Here is a 16,431-nt window from a genome sequence, read left to right as displayed (position 1 = left end):
ATGATTGCAAAGCTTTTGCTTTTACTTATAAAAGGATATCAAAAAGGAATTTCACCTTTTCTTCCGGCAAGGTGCCGGTTTTACCCTACCTGCTCCCAGTACGGAGTTGAATCCATTAAACGCTTTGGTGCCGTAAAGGGATCTTATTTGACTGTAAAACGCATTTTAAAATGCCACCCGTTCCATCCGGGTGGCATCGATGAAGTACCTGAGAAAAAATCACACTAAGCTTTAGTTGTTTTCGATTGCTTCATACCCATTTACAACAACATCTAGCTTTCCTGTATTTGGATCAATAACTAGTCCATGTACAGGAGTATCTTTTGAAAATAAAGGATGATTACGGATTGTCTCTACACTATGCTGAACAGTCTCTTCTACTGAATCAAAACCCGTTAACCATTGTTTCAAGTCCATAGAATATTCAATGGTATTAATCACTTCATCTGAGATGCCTTTTGCTCTTACTTTCTCTAAAAAAGGTTCCGCCTGAAGTTTACCTGCTCCACAGTCGTGGTGACCAATTACACATACCTCATCTGCTTGAAGCTCGTACACAGCTACTAAAATGCTTCGCATAATACTTCCAAATGGATGTGAAACAAGCGCTCCTGCGTTTTTAACAATTTTCACGTCTCCGTTGCGCAAATTCAAAGCGTGTGGAAGTAATTCTACCAATCTTGTGTCCATACACGATAAAATAACCATTTTTTTATCAGGGAATTTGCTTGTTTCGTAAAGTTCATACTTCTTTTCTTCTACAAATTTTTGGTTGAATTCTAAAACATCTTGTAATAAGCTCATCTGCTGTCTTCTCCTTCATAAAAAAAATTCTTTCTTGTATTATAATACTTTTTCCTATAAGATGAAAAGTGTTAAATCGTAATCATTATTATTTACAAACAAGAAAGTAGGTTATAACAGTGAAAAAAATTCCCGTTACCGTTTTAAGCGGATACCTTGGTTCAGGTAAAACAACTCTTTTGAACCATATTTTAAAAAATAAAGAAGGTTTAAAAGTCGCGGTCATTGTCAATGACATGAGCGAAGTAAATATTGATGCAGACTTAGTTAAACAAGGCGGATTCTCTCGAACAGATGAAAAACTTGTTGAAATGCAAAATGGCTGTATTTGCTGTACGCTTCGAGACGATCTAATGAAAGAGGTAGAACGCCTAGCAGACAATGGTGATATTGATTATATTGTCATTGAATCTTCCGGAATCAGCGAACCTATCCCTGTTGCTCAAACATTTACTTATATTGATGAAGAGCTGGGCATTGATTTAACTCAGAAATGTTCGTTAGATACGATGGTCACTGTAGTAGATGCCAATCGCTTTTGGGAAGACTTTTCATCCGGCGAAAGCTTATTGGACCGCAAAGAAGGAACAGATGAAAACGATACAAGAGAAGTGATTGATTTGTTAATCGATCAAATTGAATTTGCAAACGTCATTTTGTTAAACAAAGTTGATTTGTTAACAAAAGATGATGCAGATGAGCTGCAGGCTGTTCTTCACAAATTAAACCCAGAAGCCACTGTTATCCAAACAATTAATAGTGAAGTAAGCCTTGAAGCCATACTTCATACCGAGTTATTCGACTTTGAAAAAGCTAGTCAAGGAGCCGGATGGATTAAAGAATTAAATGAGGAGCACCATACGCCTGAAACGGAAGAGTTCGGTATTTCTTCTTTTGTATACAGAAGGAATCGTCCCCTTCATCCTGAACGCTTTATGAAATGGTTAGAGAACTGGCCGGTTGATATTGTACGTGCAAAGGGATTTTTCTGGCTTGCTTCGCGTAATAATATGGCAGGACTTCTTTCTCAAGCAGGTACGTCCATTATGATTCAAGCAGCGGGTGAATGGATAGCAGCTTACGCACCGGAAGAAAGAGAACAAACCTTAAAAGAAGAGCCTGAATTACGAGCAAAATGGGATGAACAATTTGGAGATCGTATTAACGAGCTCGTTTTCATTGGTATTGATATGAACACAGCTGAAATAATTGAAACTTTAGACCGCTGTTTGCTGACAAATGAGGAAATGAATCAAGATTGGGCTACTCTCAAAGATCCCCTTCCTAAATTTACAGTAAGTGCGTAAATTTTTAGTTTTCAAATCGTAATAATTACGATATAATAACATAGGTCATAAATGGTTACGATACGAACGGAAGGAGCAACATAATGAAATTCAAACCACTTTTAATGGTGCTTGCATTAGGAATTGGAACAGCTCTTGCGGGGTGCAGTTCAAGCAGTGCAAATAACGCATCTGATAATAAAAACAAAAAATTAGAAGTTTATACAACAATCTACCCTTTACAGGACTTTACTGAAAAAATCGGTGGAAAATATGTAGAAGCTAAAAGCATTTTACCAACCGGTGTAGATGCGCACTCATTTGAGCCTACAACAAAAACAATGGTCAAAATCGCCAACGCGGACGCATTTGTTTACTCAGGAATTGGACTTGAAGGTTTTGCAGATAAAGCACAGTCTACACTTAAAAATGAAGATGTAGCTTTAGTAGAAGCTGCAAAAGGAATTAAATTAGCAAAGAGTTCTGAAGATGAGCATGCCCACGAAGACGAACATGCCCATGAAGAAGAGCATAACCACGGAGATACAGACCCTCACGTTTGGCTTGATCCTGTTTTAGCTATTCAATTAGCAGAAAATATTAAAGACGAACTTATTGAATTAAAACCAGATAAAAAAGCAGAGTTTGAAAAGAACTTCCAAGCGTTAAAGACTCAGCTTGAAGATGTGGACCAAGAGTTAAAAACAACGATTGGCGACGCACCTCATAAAGAAATTTTAGTATCACATGCAGCCTATGGCTACTGGGAAAAACGATACGGCTTAAAGCAAATTAGCGTAGCGGGTTTATCTCCTACAAATGAGCCGTCTCAGAAACAATTAGAAAACATCGTAAAACAAGCAAAAAAAGACCATATCAAATACTTTATCTTTGACCAAAATTTAAAGCCTAAAGTGTCTACGCTTGTAAAAAATGAAGTAGGAGCTCAAGCTTTAACACTTCATAACTTAGAGTCATTAACAAAAAACGATGTTAAAAATAAAGAAGATTATTTCTCCATTATGCAACACAACATTGATACCTTGAAAAAAGCATTATATTAATAAAAAAACTAGCCTCCCGGCTAGTTTTTTTATTGTAATTTATATTTTTGCTTAAAGCGTTCTACACGGCCGCCTTTATCAGCAAATTTTTGTTTTCCTGTATAAAATGGATGTGTATCCGAACTGATTTCAACTTTTAAAAGCGGATATGTGTTGCCATCTTCCCATTGAACGGTCTCATTTGATTGTTTTGTAGATCCTGATAAAAATGATGTTCCGCTATTTGTGTCCATAAATACAACTTTACGATAGTCTGGATGAATATTGGTTTTCATAAAATATCTCTCCTTTAAAACAATATATGTTCATTATAATCGTAATGATTACTATTTTCAAGTGATATGTTTTACCAATTCCGATGCATAAAGCGTGGTAAAAAGTGGACAATAAGGTTTATCAATACTTTACTGGAAAGGTTGAAAAATGAATGGATCATTTAGTTACTGCACGTTCAATGTTTGGCCTGAACATGGGAGTACATATCATTTTTGCCACCCTTGGTGTCGGCATTCCTCTCATGATTTTATTGGCTGAAATTCTTTACTACAAAACAAAAGATAAAGATTATGAACTTATGGCACAGCGCTGGACAAAAGGAGCTGCCGTCCTGCTTGGAGTCGCTATTCCTACGGGAACAATTGCTGGTGTACAACTAGCGTTGCTTTGGCCGGGTTTTATGGAAATTGTAGGAAAAGTAATGGCTCTTCCCTTTCAAATTGAAATTTATGCTTTCTTTATTGAGGCTCTGTTTCTCTCTATTTACGTATACGCAGCGGACCGTATTTCTCGAAAAATGAGGATTATCAGTCTAATTTTAGTAGCAATAGGCGCTCTTGCCTCTGCCGTTTTAATTACAAACGTGCACGCATTTGAAGGAACACCTGCTGGCTTTCGAATTTTAAATGGCGAAATTGTAAGCGTAGATCCTTGGGCAGCTTTCTTTAATCCGAGCTTCTTTGTAACGTCCGGTCACGTAGCCGTTTCTGCTTATACAACCGGAGGCTTTGTCATTGCTTCAGTCGCTGCCTTTAAAATGCTTCGTGCGCGAAAACATAATCCAAGAGAATATAAATTTCATCATAAAGCGCTGATGATGGGATTAGTAATCGGCGGGATTTTTTCTTTTGTAACAGCTTTGAATGGACATGAATCTATGCAAAAAGTATACGAATATCAACCCGAAAAACTTGCAGCAGCTGAAGGTCTATTTGAAACGCAAGATCATGCGCCATTAGCTTTAGGTGGATTCACAGATGAAAAAGAACAGCGCGTCAAGTATGGAATTGAGTTTCCATGGATGCTCAGCTTCTTGTCGGGTAATAGCTTTAATACAGTGATTACTGGACTTAATGACTTCCCTAGGGATTATTGGCCGCCGCTTTTTGTGCATACCTTGTTTAACGGTATGGTCATTATCGGATCGATTTTAATTTTAGTGGCGCTAGTGGGCGTTGTTTGGTACAAGTTTTTAAAGAAGAAAAGCTTCCCTAAAATTTTCATGTGGGCATTTGTCGCAACGGGCCCTCTCGCGATCATGGGCATTGAATTCGGATGGATTTTCGCATGTACCGGAAGACAGCCCTGGGTCATTTACCGCATCATGCGTACATCAGAAGCAGTTACCACTTCTGCTAATTTGCATATTTTATTTTTTTTATTTTTGCTTGTTTATATCGTACTCGTGGCCGCAGTCGCCCTTGTACTGGTGTTTTATTTCAGAAGAAATCCGCTTTCTAAAGAGCTTGCTGCGCAAGCAGATTAAAAAGGATGTGAGAATATGGGTGATTCGTTACTAGCAATTACCGTAATATGGGGCTTCATTTTTATCTATGCCGTAATGGGAACGATGGATTTTGGAGCTGGTTTTTGGTCGATGGTATATATTAACCGTACGAAAACAAATGCTACAGATGTAGCAAACAGATATCTATCGCCTACTTGGGAAGTAACCAATGTATTTATCGTTGCGATTGTGGTTGCGCTGTTTAGCTTTTTTCCTCGAGCTACATTTACGCTTGGAACAGTGCTACTAATACCGGGGAGTATCATTTTACTTCTCTTATCTATTCGAAGCGGATTTTTAGTGTTTTCACACTATGCTAGCAGCTTCAAATATCGGAGAGCGTTGGTTTATATATCCGGTATATCCGGCGTGTTAATTCCTGCTTTTTTAATCGCTGTACTGCCAGTAAGTCAAGGTGGGTTTATTGATATAATTGATGGCACGCAGCAATTAAACTTAGCAAAAGTATTTTCAAGTCCGCACGTCTATTCATTTATCGGATTTGCCATAAGCTCTTCGCTGTTTCTATCGTCTCTGTTATTAGCAGATTACTCGAAGTCATCTGACGAAATGGAAGCTTATGCGGTCTATCGGCGTGATGCGCTCATTACAGGACCTCTTTCCCTGCTAATGGCTATCTTTATTATGATTACAATGCAATCAGAAGCAAGCTGGTTATATGATAAAATGATGCAGTTTAAGCCCCTTCTTTACGGATCTGTAGGTCTATTTGTAGTAGCTGGTATTGCTCTGCTGCTACCTTCTCAAAAAGGAAAAGGCATGCCTCGTTTAGCCGTGGTATCCATTATCCTTCAATATTTCTTAGCAAGTTACGTATACGGACGAAGTCATTTACCTTATGTTGTCTATCCAAACGTAACGATTGAGAATGGATTTACACATCCCGATGCATTTCATTCTTTATTTATTGTGTATATTGTTGGTTTTGCTATTTTATTTCCTGGATTCTTTTATTTCTGGCGTCTATTTATGAAAGACAATAAAGAATACAGCAAAAAGAAACCATATTAAAAAACCCGGTCAGCACTTGACCGGGTTTTCTTATGAAGCAGCAGATTTTGCTACTACTTCAGCAAAACCTTTAGCAAATACCTTACATTTTTCTACATCTTCTCCAAAGGGGGAGAGCTCGATTTTTAAACCGGAAACGGCTATATTTCCGTTACGTTTCTTTATTTTTTCTTCAATTAAATCAACTGCTCCGCAAAAAACATCATATGATGAATCACCTGAGCCAAATACAGCCATCTGCTTTTGACTGAGATCTATATCATCCATTTCCTCATAAAGATCTAAAAAATCATCTGGTAGCTCTCCATCTCCCCACGTATAAGCTCCAAAGATAATAGATTCTGCAGATACAAGGTCAGAAGCATCAATGTCATATACTTCTGCTCGTTTCACATGCAATCCATGCTTGACTAATTCTTCTTCGATCAAATCGGCTATCGCTTCTGTGTTACCTGACATACTCGCATAAGCTAGTAAGATTTCCTTCATGTAAATGACGCTCCTTTACACCAGCAGTGTCGGCCGCATATCCCCTTCTTCAGCGCATTCTCGTTGAAGAGGACAGTTTTCACACTCACTGGATGCATAATTCTTTTGAAAATGTTTTGGTTCCATTAACACACTTTTGACAATATGTAGTTGAAGTATGGCTTTTTGATAATCGTCTGGTGCAATATGATAAGTTGTTGTTTCTCCAGTTAATAATGAATAAAAACGAATTTGTTCAGGAACCTTTTTAAAAGCTTGTTTCGAAAAAACGATAATAAAGTCTTTCATGGCGTTTTTCACTTCTTCATGGTCATCTAGAATGAATTTTGTTACCGTATAAGACTTCTCTGTCCATGCAGCAAAATCAATGGTTAGAGAAAGGTTGCTTTGAATTTCTTCTACATAAACGCTGTATTTCTCAAACACAAAAAGCGGTAATTCTACATGTGCTTTCTTTCCTAAAAACCTTAGTAAATAATCGCTTACTCTAGCTAACACATCGTAATAGTGAACGGGTGATGAAAACATATTTGGCTTTAGGCGCCAATATTTTTCAATGAGCTGTAAAACATAGAGGTTTGAGCGATACTCAACTGGCTTGCTATAGTATGTTTTAATGATTTGATGGACAGTTACTTGAACGAGCTGTTTCCAATCTATAGATGTTTTTTTCAAAAGAAGCTGCTGCTGATAAAATTTGTATGGACATCGAATAAATTGTTCGATGTGGTCGTTAGAGAGTGTCTTTATATTCACTTTTATCGGTTCCACCTATGTCTCACCACCCTAATTGAAATTCATTCTCAATAATAAGTAAAAATTAAATCATGAAATCTGCTCAATCACTTGACGAATAGCACTCCATGAATGTTTGACGAAATAAATCGGTTTTTTTTGTTTTTTTGCTTTCTCTTTAATGACTTTTGCCATATTGTGATTAATAAAATCCGTAATAACTAATACAAACCCAATATGTTCGGGTATTTCTCGCTTCACCATATTGCTTTTACGGCCATCTAAATGAATGACTTCATTAAATCCTTCTCCCGCTAAACGATCTGTAATATGCTTTAACCTGTCTCCTCCTACAACCATAACTGATGACATGTTTGTTCCCTCCCAATTAATTATTCATTTAATGATTTGCCAACAACTTGTATTCTTTACTATATACACAGTTTAATTGAGAATGATTCTCTTTGTCAATGTTTAATTGATAAAAATTCTCAATTAAAATGAAAGTCTACCACCTTTCTTATAAGTTAGTTGAATTTTGACCATACTATAGCTATCACATACAAAGGAGGGTTAACGTTGGAACAAAACATTCTTTGTGAAGTAAATAACTGTCACTTTTGGAAAAATGGAAATCACTGCAGCGCAGAAGAAATTTACGTGGTAAGTCATAGCGGAAAACATGCAGCAAGCAGCTATGAAACAGACTGTAAAACGTTCAAGCCAACTGAAGCGTAACCCGCAAAAGGACAGCCTCTGGGTTGTCTTTTTTCTCTCTTCAAGATCATAAAAAAGGAGACTAATATGAAAACTGAACAACTGATTCATTTTTTTAAAGAAGAAGCCATAAAAGCAAATGAACAAACCTTTCCAATCTATGTACAATCATTTACTCATTTATGGACATATAAATGGGGAACACTTGAAAACATTCCAGAAGAAATTGATGACTTAATTACCACACGTGCGTTAGAACTTGGACTTATTCACTTAAAAAAAGCTGACTAATCAATAAGGAAATTAGTCAGCTTTTGTGTTTATAGATCATCAAATCCATTCGCATCTGATGCTTTTGTATATTGTCTTGATTTCTGTTCAAAGAAATCCGTTTTCCCTAAATCTACCTCTTGATAAGCAATAATCCAACGAAGAGGATTTTCAATCGGTGCTTCTGGGAAAGCAGCTCGGCCGAAGCCTAATTGATTACAGCGTTTATTAGCCATGTATTCAATATACTGCTGCAGTTCTTTCATCGTGATGCCGTCGAATTTTTCTCCGATAACAGATTCCGCCCATTCAATTTCAAGACGAGCTGCCTCTTGGAACGTTTCAACTACAAACGTTTCTAGCTCTTCCGTACGATAAGCTGGATTTTCATTTAGTACTTCCTTGAAAATCTTTTCAAATAACCCAACGTGAAGCTGTTCATCACGATTGATATAGTTAATCATCGTAGATGTCGCCACCATCTTTTGATTTCTCGCAAGATTATAGAAGAAAGCAAATCCGCTATAGAAGAAAAGGCCTTCTAAAATAACATCATATACCATAGACTTCAAAAAGTTTTCAACCGTTGCTTCTTCGCTAAATGCTTTATATCCGTTTGTAATAAAGTCATTTCGAGCGCGAAGCTTTTCGTCTGTGCGCCAGTATTCAAATACTTCATCTTGTTTTCCTTTTGGTACAAGACTTGATAAAACATATGAATACGAATGATTATGAACCACTTCTTGCTGCGCTAAAATAATCATTAGAGCATTAATCGAAGAATCGGTTACATAGTCAGCTACTTTGCTAGCATAATCTGATTGAATACTGTCCAGTAGCGCCAGCAAGCCAATAATTTTCAAAAAGCTCTCTTGTTCGTCAGCCGTTAACTGAGGGAACTGCTTAATATCTTGACCCATATTAATTTCAAACGGCGTCCAAAAGTTAGCTAGCATACGTTTGTATTTAGGGAACGCCCATGAAAATCGGACGTCATCCCAGTTTAGAATATTTGAGCTCTTGCCGTTAATGATTCCTGTCGAACGGTTCGGAGCTGTTTCGTTCATTAATTCTCGTTTTAACATGCTTGTCATCAATTATTCACTCCTTTTAACTATGACAGCTTTCACATTCTTCAATGACTTCACTTGATGTTGAACGTACGTAGTAGGTCGTTTTTAACTTTTCTTTCCATGCCGTCATATGAAGATCCAGCAGCTCTTTTGCTCGGATATCATTTTGCACATATAAGTTGAATGAAATGGATTGATCAATATGGCGCTGGCGCTTGGAGTTTTGCTTAATGCTCCAGTGCTGATCAATTAAATAAACGGACTTATAATACCAGTTTGTTGCTGGTGATAAATCTGGTGCCGTCACCGGGATTTTATAGTTTTTCTTTTCCTCTGAATAAAACTTACGGAAAATCGGATCAATACTTGCAGTAGAACCCGCGATAATAGATGTTGATGAATTAGGTGCTACAGCCATTAAGTAGCCATTTCTTATCCCATTGCTTTGAACTTCGTTACGCAGTTCACTCCACGCTTCGCTTGTGTATTTACGTGTTTCAAAATAAGCGCCTGACTCAAAATCTGAGCCTTTAAATAATGGATATGCACCTTTTTCTTTAGCTAAGTTCATGCTTGCCTGTACGGTTAAGTAAGCAATTTGCTCGTACAATTCATCGCAATATGCTACCGCTTCATCTGTTTCCCATGCTATTTTCTTTAAGGCAAGCAGATGGTTCCAACCAAATGTGCCAAGTCCTACTGCGCGGTACTTTTGGTTTGTTAGTTTTGCTTGAAGTACTGGCAAATCATTTAACTCAATAACGTTATCAAGCATGCGTACTTGAATTGGAATTAAACGTTCAAGCACACCTTCAGTTACGGCTCTCGCTAAGTTGATAGAAGAAAGATTACATACAACAAAATCGCCCGGATTCTTTGTAATAATAATTTTTCCGTCTTCTGTAATTTCCTCTGTTACGACCGTTGTGCTTTGGTTTTGCGTAATTTCTGTACATAAGTTGCTGCAGTAGATCATGCCCTCGTGGCGGTTTTGATTAGCTCGGTTAACCGTATCACGATAAAACATATAAGGCGTTCCGGTTTCAAGCTGGGAAAGCATAATACGCTTGAAGATTTCAATAGCAGGTACTGTTTCTCTTGAAAGCTGTTCATTATTTACACACTCAGCGTAACGAGTGCGGAACGAACCGCTGCCTTCTTCTTCATCATAAAAATCTTCTAACGAGTAGCCCATCAGCGTACGAACTTCGTGAGGATCGAATAAGTGCCAGTCTTCACGTGCCTCTACTTTTTCCATAAACAAATCTGGCAAACATACGCCAGTGAATAAATCATGCGTGCGCTGACGTTCGTCACCATTGTTCAAACGCGCGTCTAAGAATGAAAAGATGTCTTTGTGCCATACGTCTAAATATACGGCAATAGCTCCTTGTCGTTGACCTAGCTGATCGACACTTACAGCCGTATTATTTAGCTGTTTCATCCATGGAATTGTTCCTGATGATACGCCTTTAAAACCTTTTATATCACTTCCTCGGCTTCTAATATGACCGAGGTAGACACCAATTCCGCCTCCATTTTTACTAAGCGTGGCCAAATCTGTATTGCTATCATAAATACCGCGTAAGCTGTCATCAATCGTATCAATAAAGCAGCTAGATAGCTGTCCGTAGCTCTTTCCTGCGTTTGAAAGTGTTGGTGTGGCAACCGTCATATATAGACTAGAAAGCGCCCAATACGCTTCTTTTACTAATGCTGTTCGATTTTCTTTCTTTTCTTGAGACATCAGCGTCATAGCAATGATAAGAAAACGTTCTTGCGGTAATTCGTATACGCGCTTATCATGTGATGTCGCTAAATAGCGATCTGCTAATGTCAACAATCCAATGTATGTAAATAAACGATCGCGTTCAGGAATAATGACTGAAGCAATTTCATTAATTTCTTCTTCTGTATATGTTTTTAATAGCTGCTTATTATAAATGCCGATTTTTGTTAGTTCTTGAATAAGCTGATAAAACGAACCGTACTTCTCTTTTTTATCGTAACCTCGGTTGTCCGCTGCTTTTCGATATAGTTCGTTTAAGTAGACGTCTGCCGCTACGTACGTCCAATCGGGTTCTTCCATTGAAATACGCTCTAAGGCTGCCAAAATTAGGACGTTTGCAACCTTTTCGTCCGTCATATTTTCCTTTACTGTAACAGTTTGAATAACCTTTTCCTCATACAAAGAAAAATCAAGCTGCGTAAATTCTTTTTTTAAACGTTCAATATATGCAGTTAATTCATGTAGAATTGTAGGCTTTAATGTATTCACCATAAATATGGCTCCTCTCTTCACTTCAAAATAAAAAATCGCTCACCGTACCTCGGTGAGCGAATAGAACGAAGATAGAAGAAGACACTAAGTCTTTTCTCAATCCTCGCTCTACCCTCTCACCTCCCGAAGAAGATAAAACGACATAAAAAAGGCAGGTCTCCTGACTTATGCTTCTTTTTACTTTAAGGCCTTCCCATGATGTTTACTCACAGTGGATTTCCTTATTTCATCAGCATTCACAGTTGCGGGGACAGCTTTGGATTTTCACCAAATTCCCTTTTAAGTCTTTTTATCAGACACCTTTTTCACTGGAAAACACAAAATATAGTATTTTATTATGGATTTCAAAACAACATATTGTGTTATGTTATAAACACATTATATAGGACAACTTAGAAAACTATCAACCTATTTTCAAAAATAATTTTGTTTTTTACGATAAAACTCTTCGACTTTTTTCATCAAACTATTCCATCATAACATGTTTTGACACGCTTGATGGAACAATGTGCTCTTTTTAAAAAATTTGTCCTATTTTTCTACTAAACATTGACAACCTCAATAAAAAAACCGTTTTTCATCAAAAAACGGTTGTTAATTATTTGTATTCTTTTTCAAATGCTGTGATTGTTTTGATAAACTTTTTATCAATATCGTATCCTATCCCCGGTTTTCCCTTCACCTTTATTACTCCGGCTTCTACCTCTACTTCGGGCTTAATAATATCTTTTTCCCAATAGCGAGACGACGCAGAAATATCACCTGGTATCGTGAAAGAAGGCAGTGTGGCAAGGGCAATGTTATGAGCTCGTGAAATCCCTGCTTCTAACATTCCTCCAACCCAAAGTTTTACACCATGCTGGGCGCATAAATTATGAATTTGCTTTGCTACGGACATTCCGCCAACTCGCCCGATTTTCACATTGATAATCTTACAGCTTTCTTGTTCGATTGCATGACGTGCATCTTCATAGCTCACAATACTTTCATCTAAGCAAATCGGCGTCTTTATTTGCTTTTGTAACAATCGATGATCAAGGATATCATCAGAACTTAACGGCTGTTCGATCATCATTAAATTCAATTCATCTAGTTTCTTCAATGAATCACTATCGCTTAACGTATAAGCTGAATTGGCATCAGCCATAAGAGGAATGCTTGGAAATTCATCTCGAATTTGTTTCAGTAGCTCATAGTCAGCACCCGGCTTAATTTTCACTTTAAAGCGCTTATAGCCATCTTTCATGTAAGTCTTTATTTGTTCTTTCATTACGGAAATGTCATTTAAGCCAACTACCACTCCAGCTTCTACAGCAGACCTTACTCCGCCAATTACTTCAGATAACGGCTTATTTTGCCGCTTTGCATACAAATCCCATACAGCACAGTCCAAAGCTGCTTTAGCCATGTTATTTCGCTTTAGAGGTTTGAATAGCTTTTGAACATCCTCTGGTTTTTGAAGCTGCTTATGAAGAAGCGAGGGAATTAAAAAATCGTCTAACATATGAAAACACGTCTGAATCGTTTCTTCCGTATACCAAGGAGATGAAAAAGCAACGACTTCTCCCCACCCTGTAAATCCTTGTTCATCTTCTACTTCAAGCAAAATCAATTCTCGATCCTGCACCGTACCATAGCTTGTTGAAAAAGGAGAAAGAAGCTTCATGTCAATTTTATAAAGATGTACTTTTTTTATAATCATCGATTAGCTCCCTTTCTGTATGAACGATGATAGCTTCCGGCGTATGATTTTATTAGAAGCCGTTCGCGGCAGCTCCTCTACTCGAACGAAGTACTTTGGAAGTTTGTACTTTGCTAAAAATTGTTGAATGTGTAAAGATAATTCTTCATCTGAAACGTCTTCGTTTACAACAACACATGCAGCTGGCACTTGTCCCCATTTTTCATCAGCTACTCCCGTTACACCGGCCTCTTTAACAGCGGGATGCTTCAACAAAACATTTTCAATTTCAGCTGGATATACATTTTCTCCACCTGAAATAATAAGGTCTGAACGTCTGTCTAACACATATAGAAAGCCTTCTTCATCCACTTTCCCGATATCTCCTGTATAGAACCAGCCTTGTTGAATTGCTTTTTGAGTAGCCTCAGGTTTATTTAGGTATCCTTTTGTAACATTTGGACCTTTAACAATGATTTCTCCTGCTTCGCTGGTCTCATTTCCTTTTTCATCTACAATTTTCATTGCACATGGAAATAATGGTTTACCTGCTGATCCCAGTTTTCGCAAACTGTCTTCAGGTGAAAGCGTAACGAACTGTGAAGATGTTTCTGTCATTCCATACGTTTGATAAACAGGAATTTCTTTATTCACACAAGCCTCTAAAATAGTAAGCGGTGCAGGTCCTCCTCCTAAAAGCATACAGCGAAACGTATTTGGATACTTGCGTTCAGCTAATTCATCAAGCATATTGGACAGCATAGAAGTAACAACCGAAATAATCGTTACCCCTTTGTTTTCAATGGCTTCATTTACTGCTCTTGCTTCAAACCGTTCTTCTAAAATGATTTTCATTCCGTAAAAGACGCTCCGCATTAAAATAGATAAGCCGCTAATATGAAACAAAGGAACCGCTATAAGCCAGCAGTCTTTTTCATTTAATCCTAAATTAAGCGCTGAGCCAACAGAACTCCACCAGTGATTTCCATATGTCTGCAGCACTCCTTTTGGATGACCTGTTGTTCCAGACGTATACATAATGGTGAATGTGTCCTCGAGATTCCACGTTTTTTGAAAACCTGTTTCTGCTTCTGGAGAACTTTTTAAAGCAGGTAAAGTAAGCTGAGTAATGGAACTTTGGAATTCTCTAATTAAAAATGTTTCATCCGCAATAAGCAACGACACGTTTGCATCTGTTAGCTGATAATTAATTTCTTCGTTTGTCAAACGCGTGTTGACGAGCAGCAACCGGGCGCCAATATAAGAAATCGCATGTAAAATCTCGATAAACTCCACTCTATTTTTCATGTATAAAGCAATGGTATCACCTTGCTTTACACCGTTAAACGAAAGCTGCTGTGCTACTTTTTGAACACGTTTATGAAGCTCTTGAAACGTAAGAGACGTTTGCGGTGTTTCTACCGCCACTCGATTTGGCGTCAAATATGCTCTTTGCATAAGCCCATTAGGAATCGTTTGGCTACTCATGAATTTCTCTCCTTTTTATACTGATTAACTAAATTAAATTGAAAAAACAGCCTGATGATAATCACCAAGCTGTTTCAGCTGTTTAAGGGAAACGTGGGAACTGTTGGAAGTCTGGATTGCGTTTTTCCTTAAATGCATCGCGACCTTCTTTTGCCTCATCGGTTGTGTAATAAAGAAGCGTTGCGTCACCCGCAAATTGCTGGATACCTGCTAAGCCATCCGTATCAGCATTAAATGCTGCTTTTAAGAAACGAAGAGCGGTTGGACTTTTTTCTAACATCTCTTCACACCATTGAATTGTTTCAGCTTCAAGCTGTTCTAATGGAACGACCGTGTTTACTAATCCCATGTCTAGTGCTTCTTGAGCGTTGTACTGACGGCATAAGAACCAGATCTCACGCGCTTTCTTATGACCTACGATGCGAGCTAAGTAACCAGAGCCATATCCTGCATCGAAGCTTCCCACTTTAGGACCTGTTTGTCCAAAGACAGCGTTATCCGCTGCAATTGTTAAGTCACATACAACATGAAGAACGTGGCCTCCGCCAATTGCATAGCCTGATACCATCGCAACAACCGGCTTTGGAATTACGCGAATTAAACGCTGTAAATCCAGAACGTTTAGACGTGGAATTTCATCTTCTCCTACATAGCCGCCGTGGCCGCGAACTTTTTGGTCTCCGCCTGAGCAAAATGCTTTATCTCCAGCACCTGCTAATACAATTACTCCAATACTTGCATCGTCACGAGCATAAGCAAATGCATCGATCAATTCCATTACCGTTTTTGGACGGAATGCATTGTGCACTTCCGGACGGTTAATCGTAATTTTAGCGATTCCGTTATATGTTTCGTATAAAATGTCTTCATACTGACGTGCTGATGTCCATTCAACTGTCATCTTTATTTCCTCCTAATTATGTAGTAGCTAAGAACTCACTTACTATTCTACCAAAAATCTCGGGTTGTTCCACGTGAATTGCATGACCTGTCCCTAAAATAATTCTAGAAGTAGCATTTGGTATTAATGTTTGCATTTCTTTGGAAATTAAACAAAACTTTTGATCTACTTCTCCTGTAATAAGCAAAACCGGCATCAACAGATCGTCCAGCTTCTCCCAAAGGGACGGCTGGACTCCTGTTCCCATTCCTTTCAAACTGTTGGAAAGGCCGATTTCTGTATGCGAAAGTCTTTCTTTACGCACCGCTTCTTGAACATGGCTAGGCAATTGCTTTTGAGAACTAAAAAGAGGAATTCCCTCCCAAAAGTTCACAAATTCTTCAATTCCATTTTTCATAATGCGGCTCGCCAGCTGTTCATCTTTTTCTTTTCTTAGCTTTTGTTCTTCTCGCGTTTTTAAACCAGGCGATGCGCTTTCTAATACCAACTTTTTCACATGGTGTGGATATCGCTGGGCAAATGAAAGAGCAAGCCTTCCTCCCATCGAATATCCAATTACATTCACCTGTGATAAAGATAGCTGTTGAAGAAGCTCATGCAGTGCTTCAACAACTGCTTCCATTGAATATGGTTTGATTTCTTTGGGAGCTGCTGATTGGCCATGACCAATAATATCAACAGCAATTACCTGATAGTCTTTAGCGAATTTCTTCATAAAGGTACGCCAAGTTTGAGAAGAGCCGGTAAAGCCGTGAAGCAGAAGCAGCGGCTCTCCTTTTCCCTCGGTGTGCACATAGTAAGATACACCACCTAATTGATACATCATT

The 16,431-nt window shown here is 38.1% G+C and carries 18 protein-coding genes and 1 riboswitch; of the genes, 7 read left to right on the top strand and 11 right to left on the bottom strand.

Features of this window, described 5'->3' with window-relative positions; genetic code table 11:
- Entirely contained in the window at positions 1-228 is a 228-nt protein-coding gene (yidD, locus tag ACFX4W_RS15975; RefSeq protein WP_013059548.1) for a membrane protein insertion efficiency factor YidD, read from the top strand.
- Positions 229-231: 3 nt separating this feature from the next.
- On the opposite strand, the gene ACFX4W_RS15970 is transcribed toward yidD, so the two are convergent.
- Positions 232-804, bottom strand: coding sequence for a beta-class carbonic anhydrase (locus tag ACFX4W_RS15970; protein ID WP_013085269.1), 573 nt, complete (start codon positions 802-804; stop codon positions 232-234).
- A gap of 119 nt (positions 805-923) precedes the next feature.
- Here ACFX4W_RS15970 and ACFX4W_RS15965 point away from each other — a divergent pair, with 119 nt between their 5' ends.
- The gene (locus ACFX4W_RS15965) at positions 924-2,111 is read left to right on the top strand and encodes a GTP-binding protein (protein ID WP_280560446.1); all 1,188 of its coding nucleotides are present in this window, start codon (positions 924-926) and stop codon (positions 2,109-2,111) included.
- 83 nt (positions 2,112-2,194) lie between these two features.
- Complete coding sequence (locus ACFX4W_RS15960; protein ID WP_028410463.1) at positions 2,195-3,154, top strand: metal ABC transporter substrate-binding protein; 960 nt, start codon at positions 2,195-2,197, stop codon at positions 3,152-3,154.
- A gap of 29 nt (positions 3,155-3,183) precedes the next feature.
- On the opposite strand, the gene ACFX4W_RS15955 is transcribed toward ACFX4W_RS15960, so the two are convergent.
- Positions 3,184-3,429: a type B 50S ribosomal protein L31 gene (locus ACFX4W_RS15955; protein ID WP_013059552.1), complete on the bottom strand. Its 246-nt coding sequence runs from the start codon at positions 3,427-3,429 to the stop codon at positions 3,184-3,186.
- A 152-nt stretch (positions 3,430-3,581) separates the two neighbouring features.
- On the opposite strand from ACFX4W_RS15955, the gene ACFX4W_RS15950 reads away from it, so the two are divergent.
- Positions 3,582-4,916, top strand: coding sequence for a cytochrome ubiquinol oxidase subunit I (locus ACFX4W_RS15950; RefSeq protein ID WP_013059553.1), 1,335 nt, complete (start codon positions 3,582-3,584; stop codon positions 4,914-4,916).
- 15 nt (positions 4,917-4,931) lie between these two features.
- Positions 4,932-5,969 carry a cytochrome d ubiquinol oxidase subunit II gene (locus ACFX4W_RS15945; protein WP_016765774.1) on the top strand — a complete coding sequence of 346 codons (1,038 nt, stop codon included), beginning with the start codon at positions 4,932-4,934 and terminating at the stop codon, positions 5,967-5,969.
- A 30-nt stretch (positions 5,970-5,999) separates the two neighbouring features.
- On the opposite strand, the gene ACFX4W_RS15940 is transcribed toward ACFX4W_RS15945, so the two are convergent.
- The 3 genes from ACFX4W_RS15940 to ACFX4W_RS15930 are packed head-to-tail and all read right to left on the bottom strand — an operon-like array spanning position 6,000 to position 7,565.
- The gene (locus ACFX4W_RS15940) at positions 6,000-6,458 is read right to left on the bottom strand and encodes a flavodoxin (RefSeq protein ID WP_280560450.1); all 459 of its coding nucleotides are present in this window, start codon (positions 6,456-6,458) and stop codon (positions 6,000-6,002) included.
- A gap of 15 nt (positions 6,459-6,473) precedes the next feature.
- Positions 6,474-7,229, bottom strand: coding sequence for a hypothetical protein (locus tag ACFX4W_RS15935; RefSeq protein WP_241771326.1), 756 nt, complete (start codon positions 7,227-7,229; stop codon positions 6,474-6,476).
- 54 nt (positions 7,230-7,283) lie between these two features.
- Complete coding sequence (locus ACFX4W_RS15930) at positions 7,284-7,565, bottom strand: DUF2325 domain-containing protein (RefSeq protein ID WP_043975879.1); 282 nt, start codon at positions 7,563-7,565, stop codon at positions 7,284-7,286.
- Between the two features lie 207 nt (positions 7,566-7,772).
- On the opposite strand from ACFX4W_RS15930, the gene ACFX4W_RS15925 reads away from it, so the two are divergent.
- Positions 7,773-7,931: a DUF1540 domain-containing protein gene (locus tag ACFX4W_RS15925; protein WP_013059558.1), complete on the top strand. Its 159-nt coding sequence runs from the start codon at positions 7,773-7,775 to the stop codon at positions 7,929-7,931.
- Positions 7,932-7,997: 66 nt separating this feature from the next.
- Positions 7,998-8,201, top strand: a complete 204-nt coding sequence (locus tag ACFX4W_RS15920) for a hypothetical protein (protein WP_013059559.1) — start codon at positions 7,998-8,000, stop codon at positions 8,199-8,201.
- A gap of 29 nt (positions 8,202-8,230) precedes the next feature.
- Here ACFX4W_RS15920 and ACFX4W_RS15915 read toward each other — a convergent pair whose 3' ends face one another.
- From ACFX4W_RS15915 to menH, 6 genes are all read right to left on the bottom strand, one after another.
- Positions 8,231-9,274 carry a ribonucleotide-diphosphate reductase subunit beta gene (locus ACFX4W_RS15915; RefSeq protein WP_013059560.1) on the bottom strand — a complete coding sequence of 348 codons (1,044 nt, stop codon included), beginning with the start codon at positions 9,272-9,274 and terminating at the stop codon, positions 8,231-8,233.
- 16 nt (positions 9,275-9,290) lie between these two features.
- A complete protein-coding gene (locus tag ACFX4W_RS15910) occupies positions 9,291-11,534 on the bottom strand; it encodes a ribonucleoside-diphosphate reductase subunit alpha (protein WP_165575752.1) in 2,244 nt (747 codons plus the stop codon).
- Between the two features lie 133 nt (positions 11,535-11,667).
- Positions 11,668-11,853, bottom strand: a riboswitch (cobalamin riboswitch).
- A gap of 279 nt (positions 11,854-12,132) precedes the next feature.
- Positions 12,133-13,236, bottom strand: a complete 1,104-nt coding sequence (gene menC, locus ACFX4W_RS15905; protein WP_165575751.1) for an o-succinylbenzoate synthase — start codon at positions 13,234-13,236, stop codon at positions 12,133-12,135.
- Positions 13,237-13,239: 3 nt separating this feature from the next.
- Positions 13,240-14,703 (bottom strand): o-succinylbenzoate--CoA ligase, encoded by a 1,464-nt coding sequence (locus tag ACFX4W_RS15900; RefSeq protein ID WP_237074100.1) that lies wholly within the window; start codon positions 14,701-14,703, stop codon positions 13,240-13,242.
- Between the two features lie 82 nt (positions 14,704-14,785).
- A complete protein-coding gene (gene menB, locus ACFX4W_RS15895) occupies positions 14,786-15,604 on the bottom strand; it encodes a 1,4-dihydroxy-2-naphthoyl-CoA synthase (RefSeq protein ID WP_013059564.1) in 819 nt (272 codons plus the stop codon).
- A gap of 16 nt (positions 15,605-15,620) precedes the next feature.
- Positions 15,621-16,430 (bottom strand): 2-succinyl-6-hydroxy-2,4-cyclohexadiene-1-carboxylate synthase, encoded by an 810-nt coding sequence (gene menH / locus ACFX4W_RS15890; protein WP_162215050.1) that lies wholly within the window; start codon positions 16,428-16,430, stop codon positions 15,621-15,623.
- Position 16,431 lies beyond the last annotated feature (1 nt).

Source organism: Priestia sp. YIM B13489, assembly GCF_042787645.1.
Taxonomy (GTDB): Bacteria; Bacillota; Bacilli; order Bacillales; family Bacillaceae_H; genus Priestia; species Priestia megaterium.
Note: the sequence above shows the minus strand (reverse complement) of the source record. Positions and strands in the feature narration are given on the sequence as shown.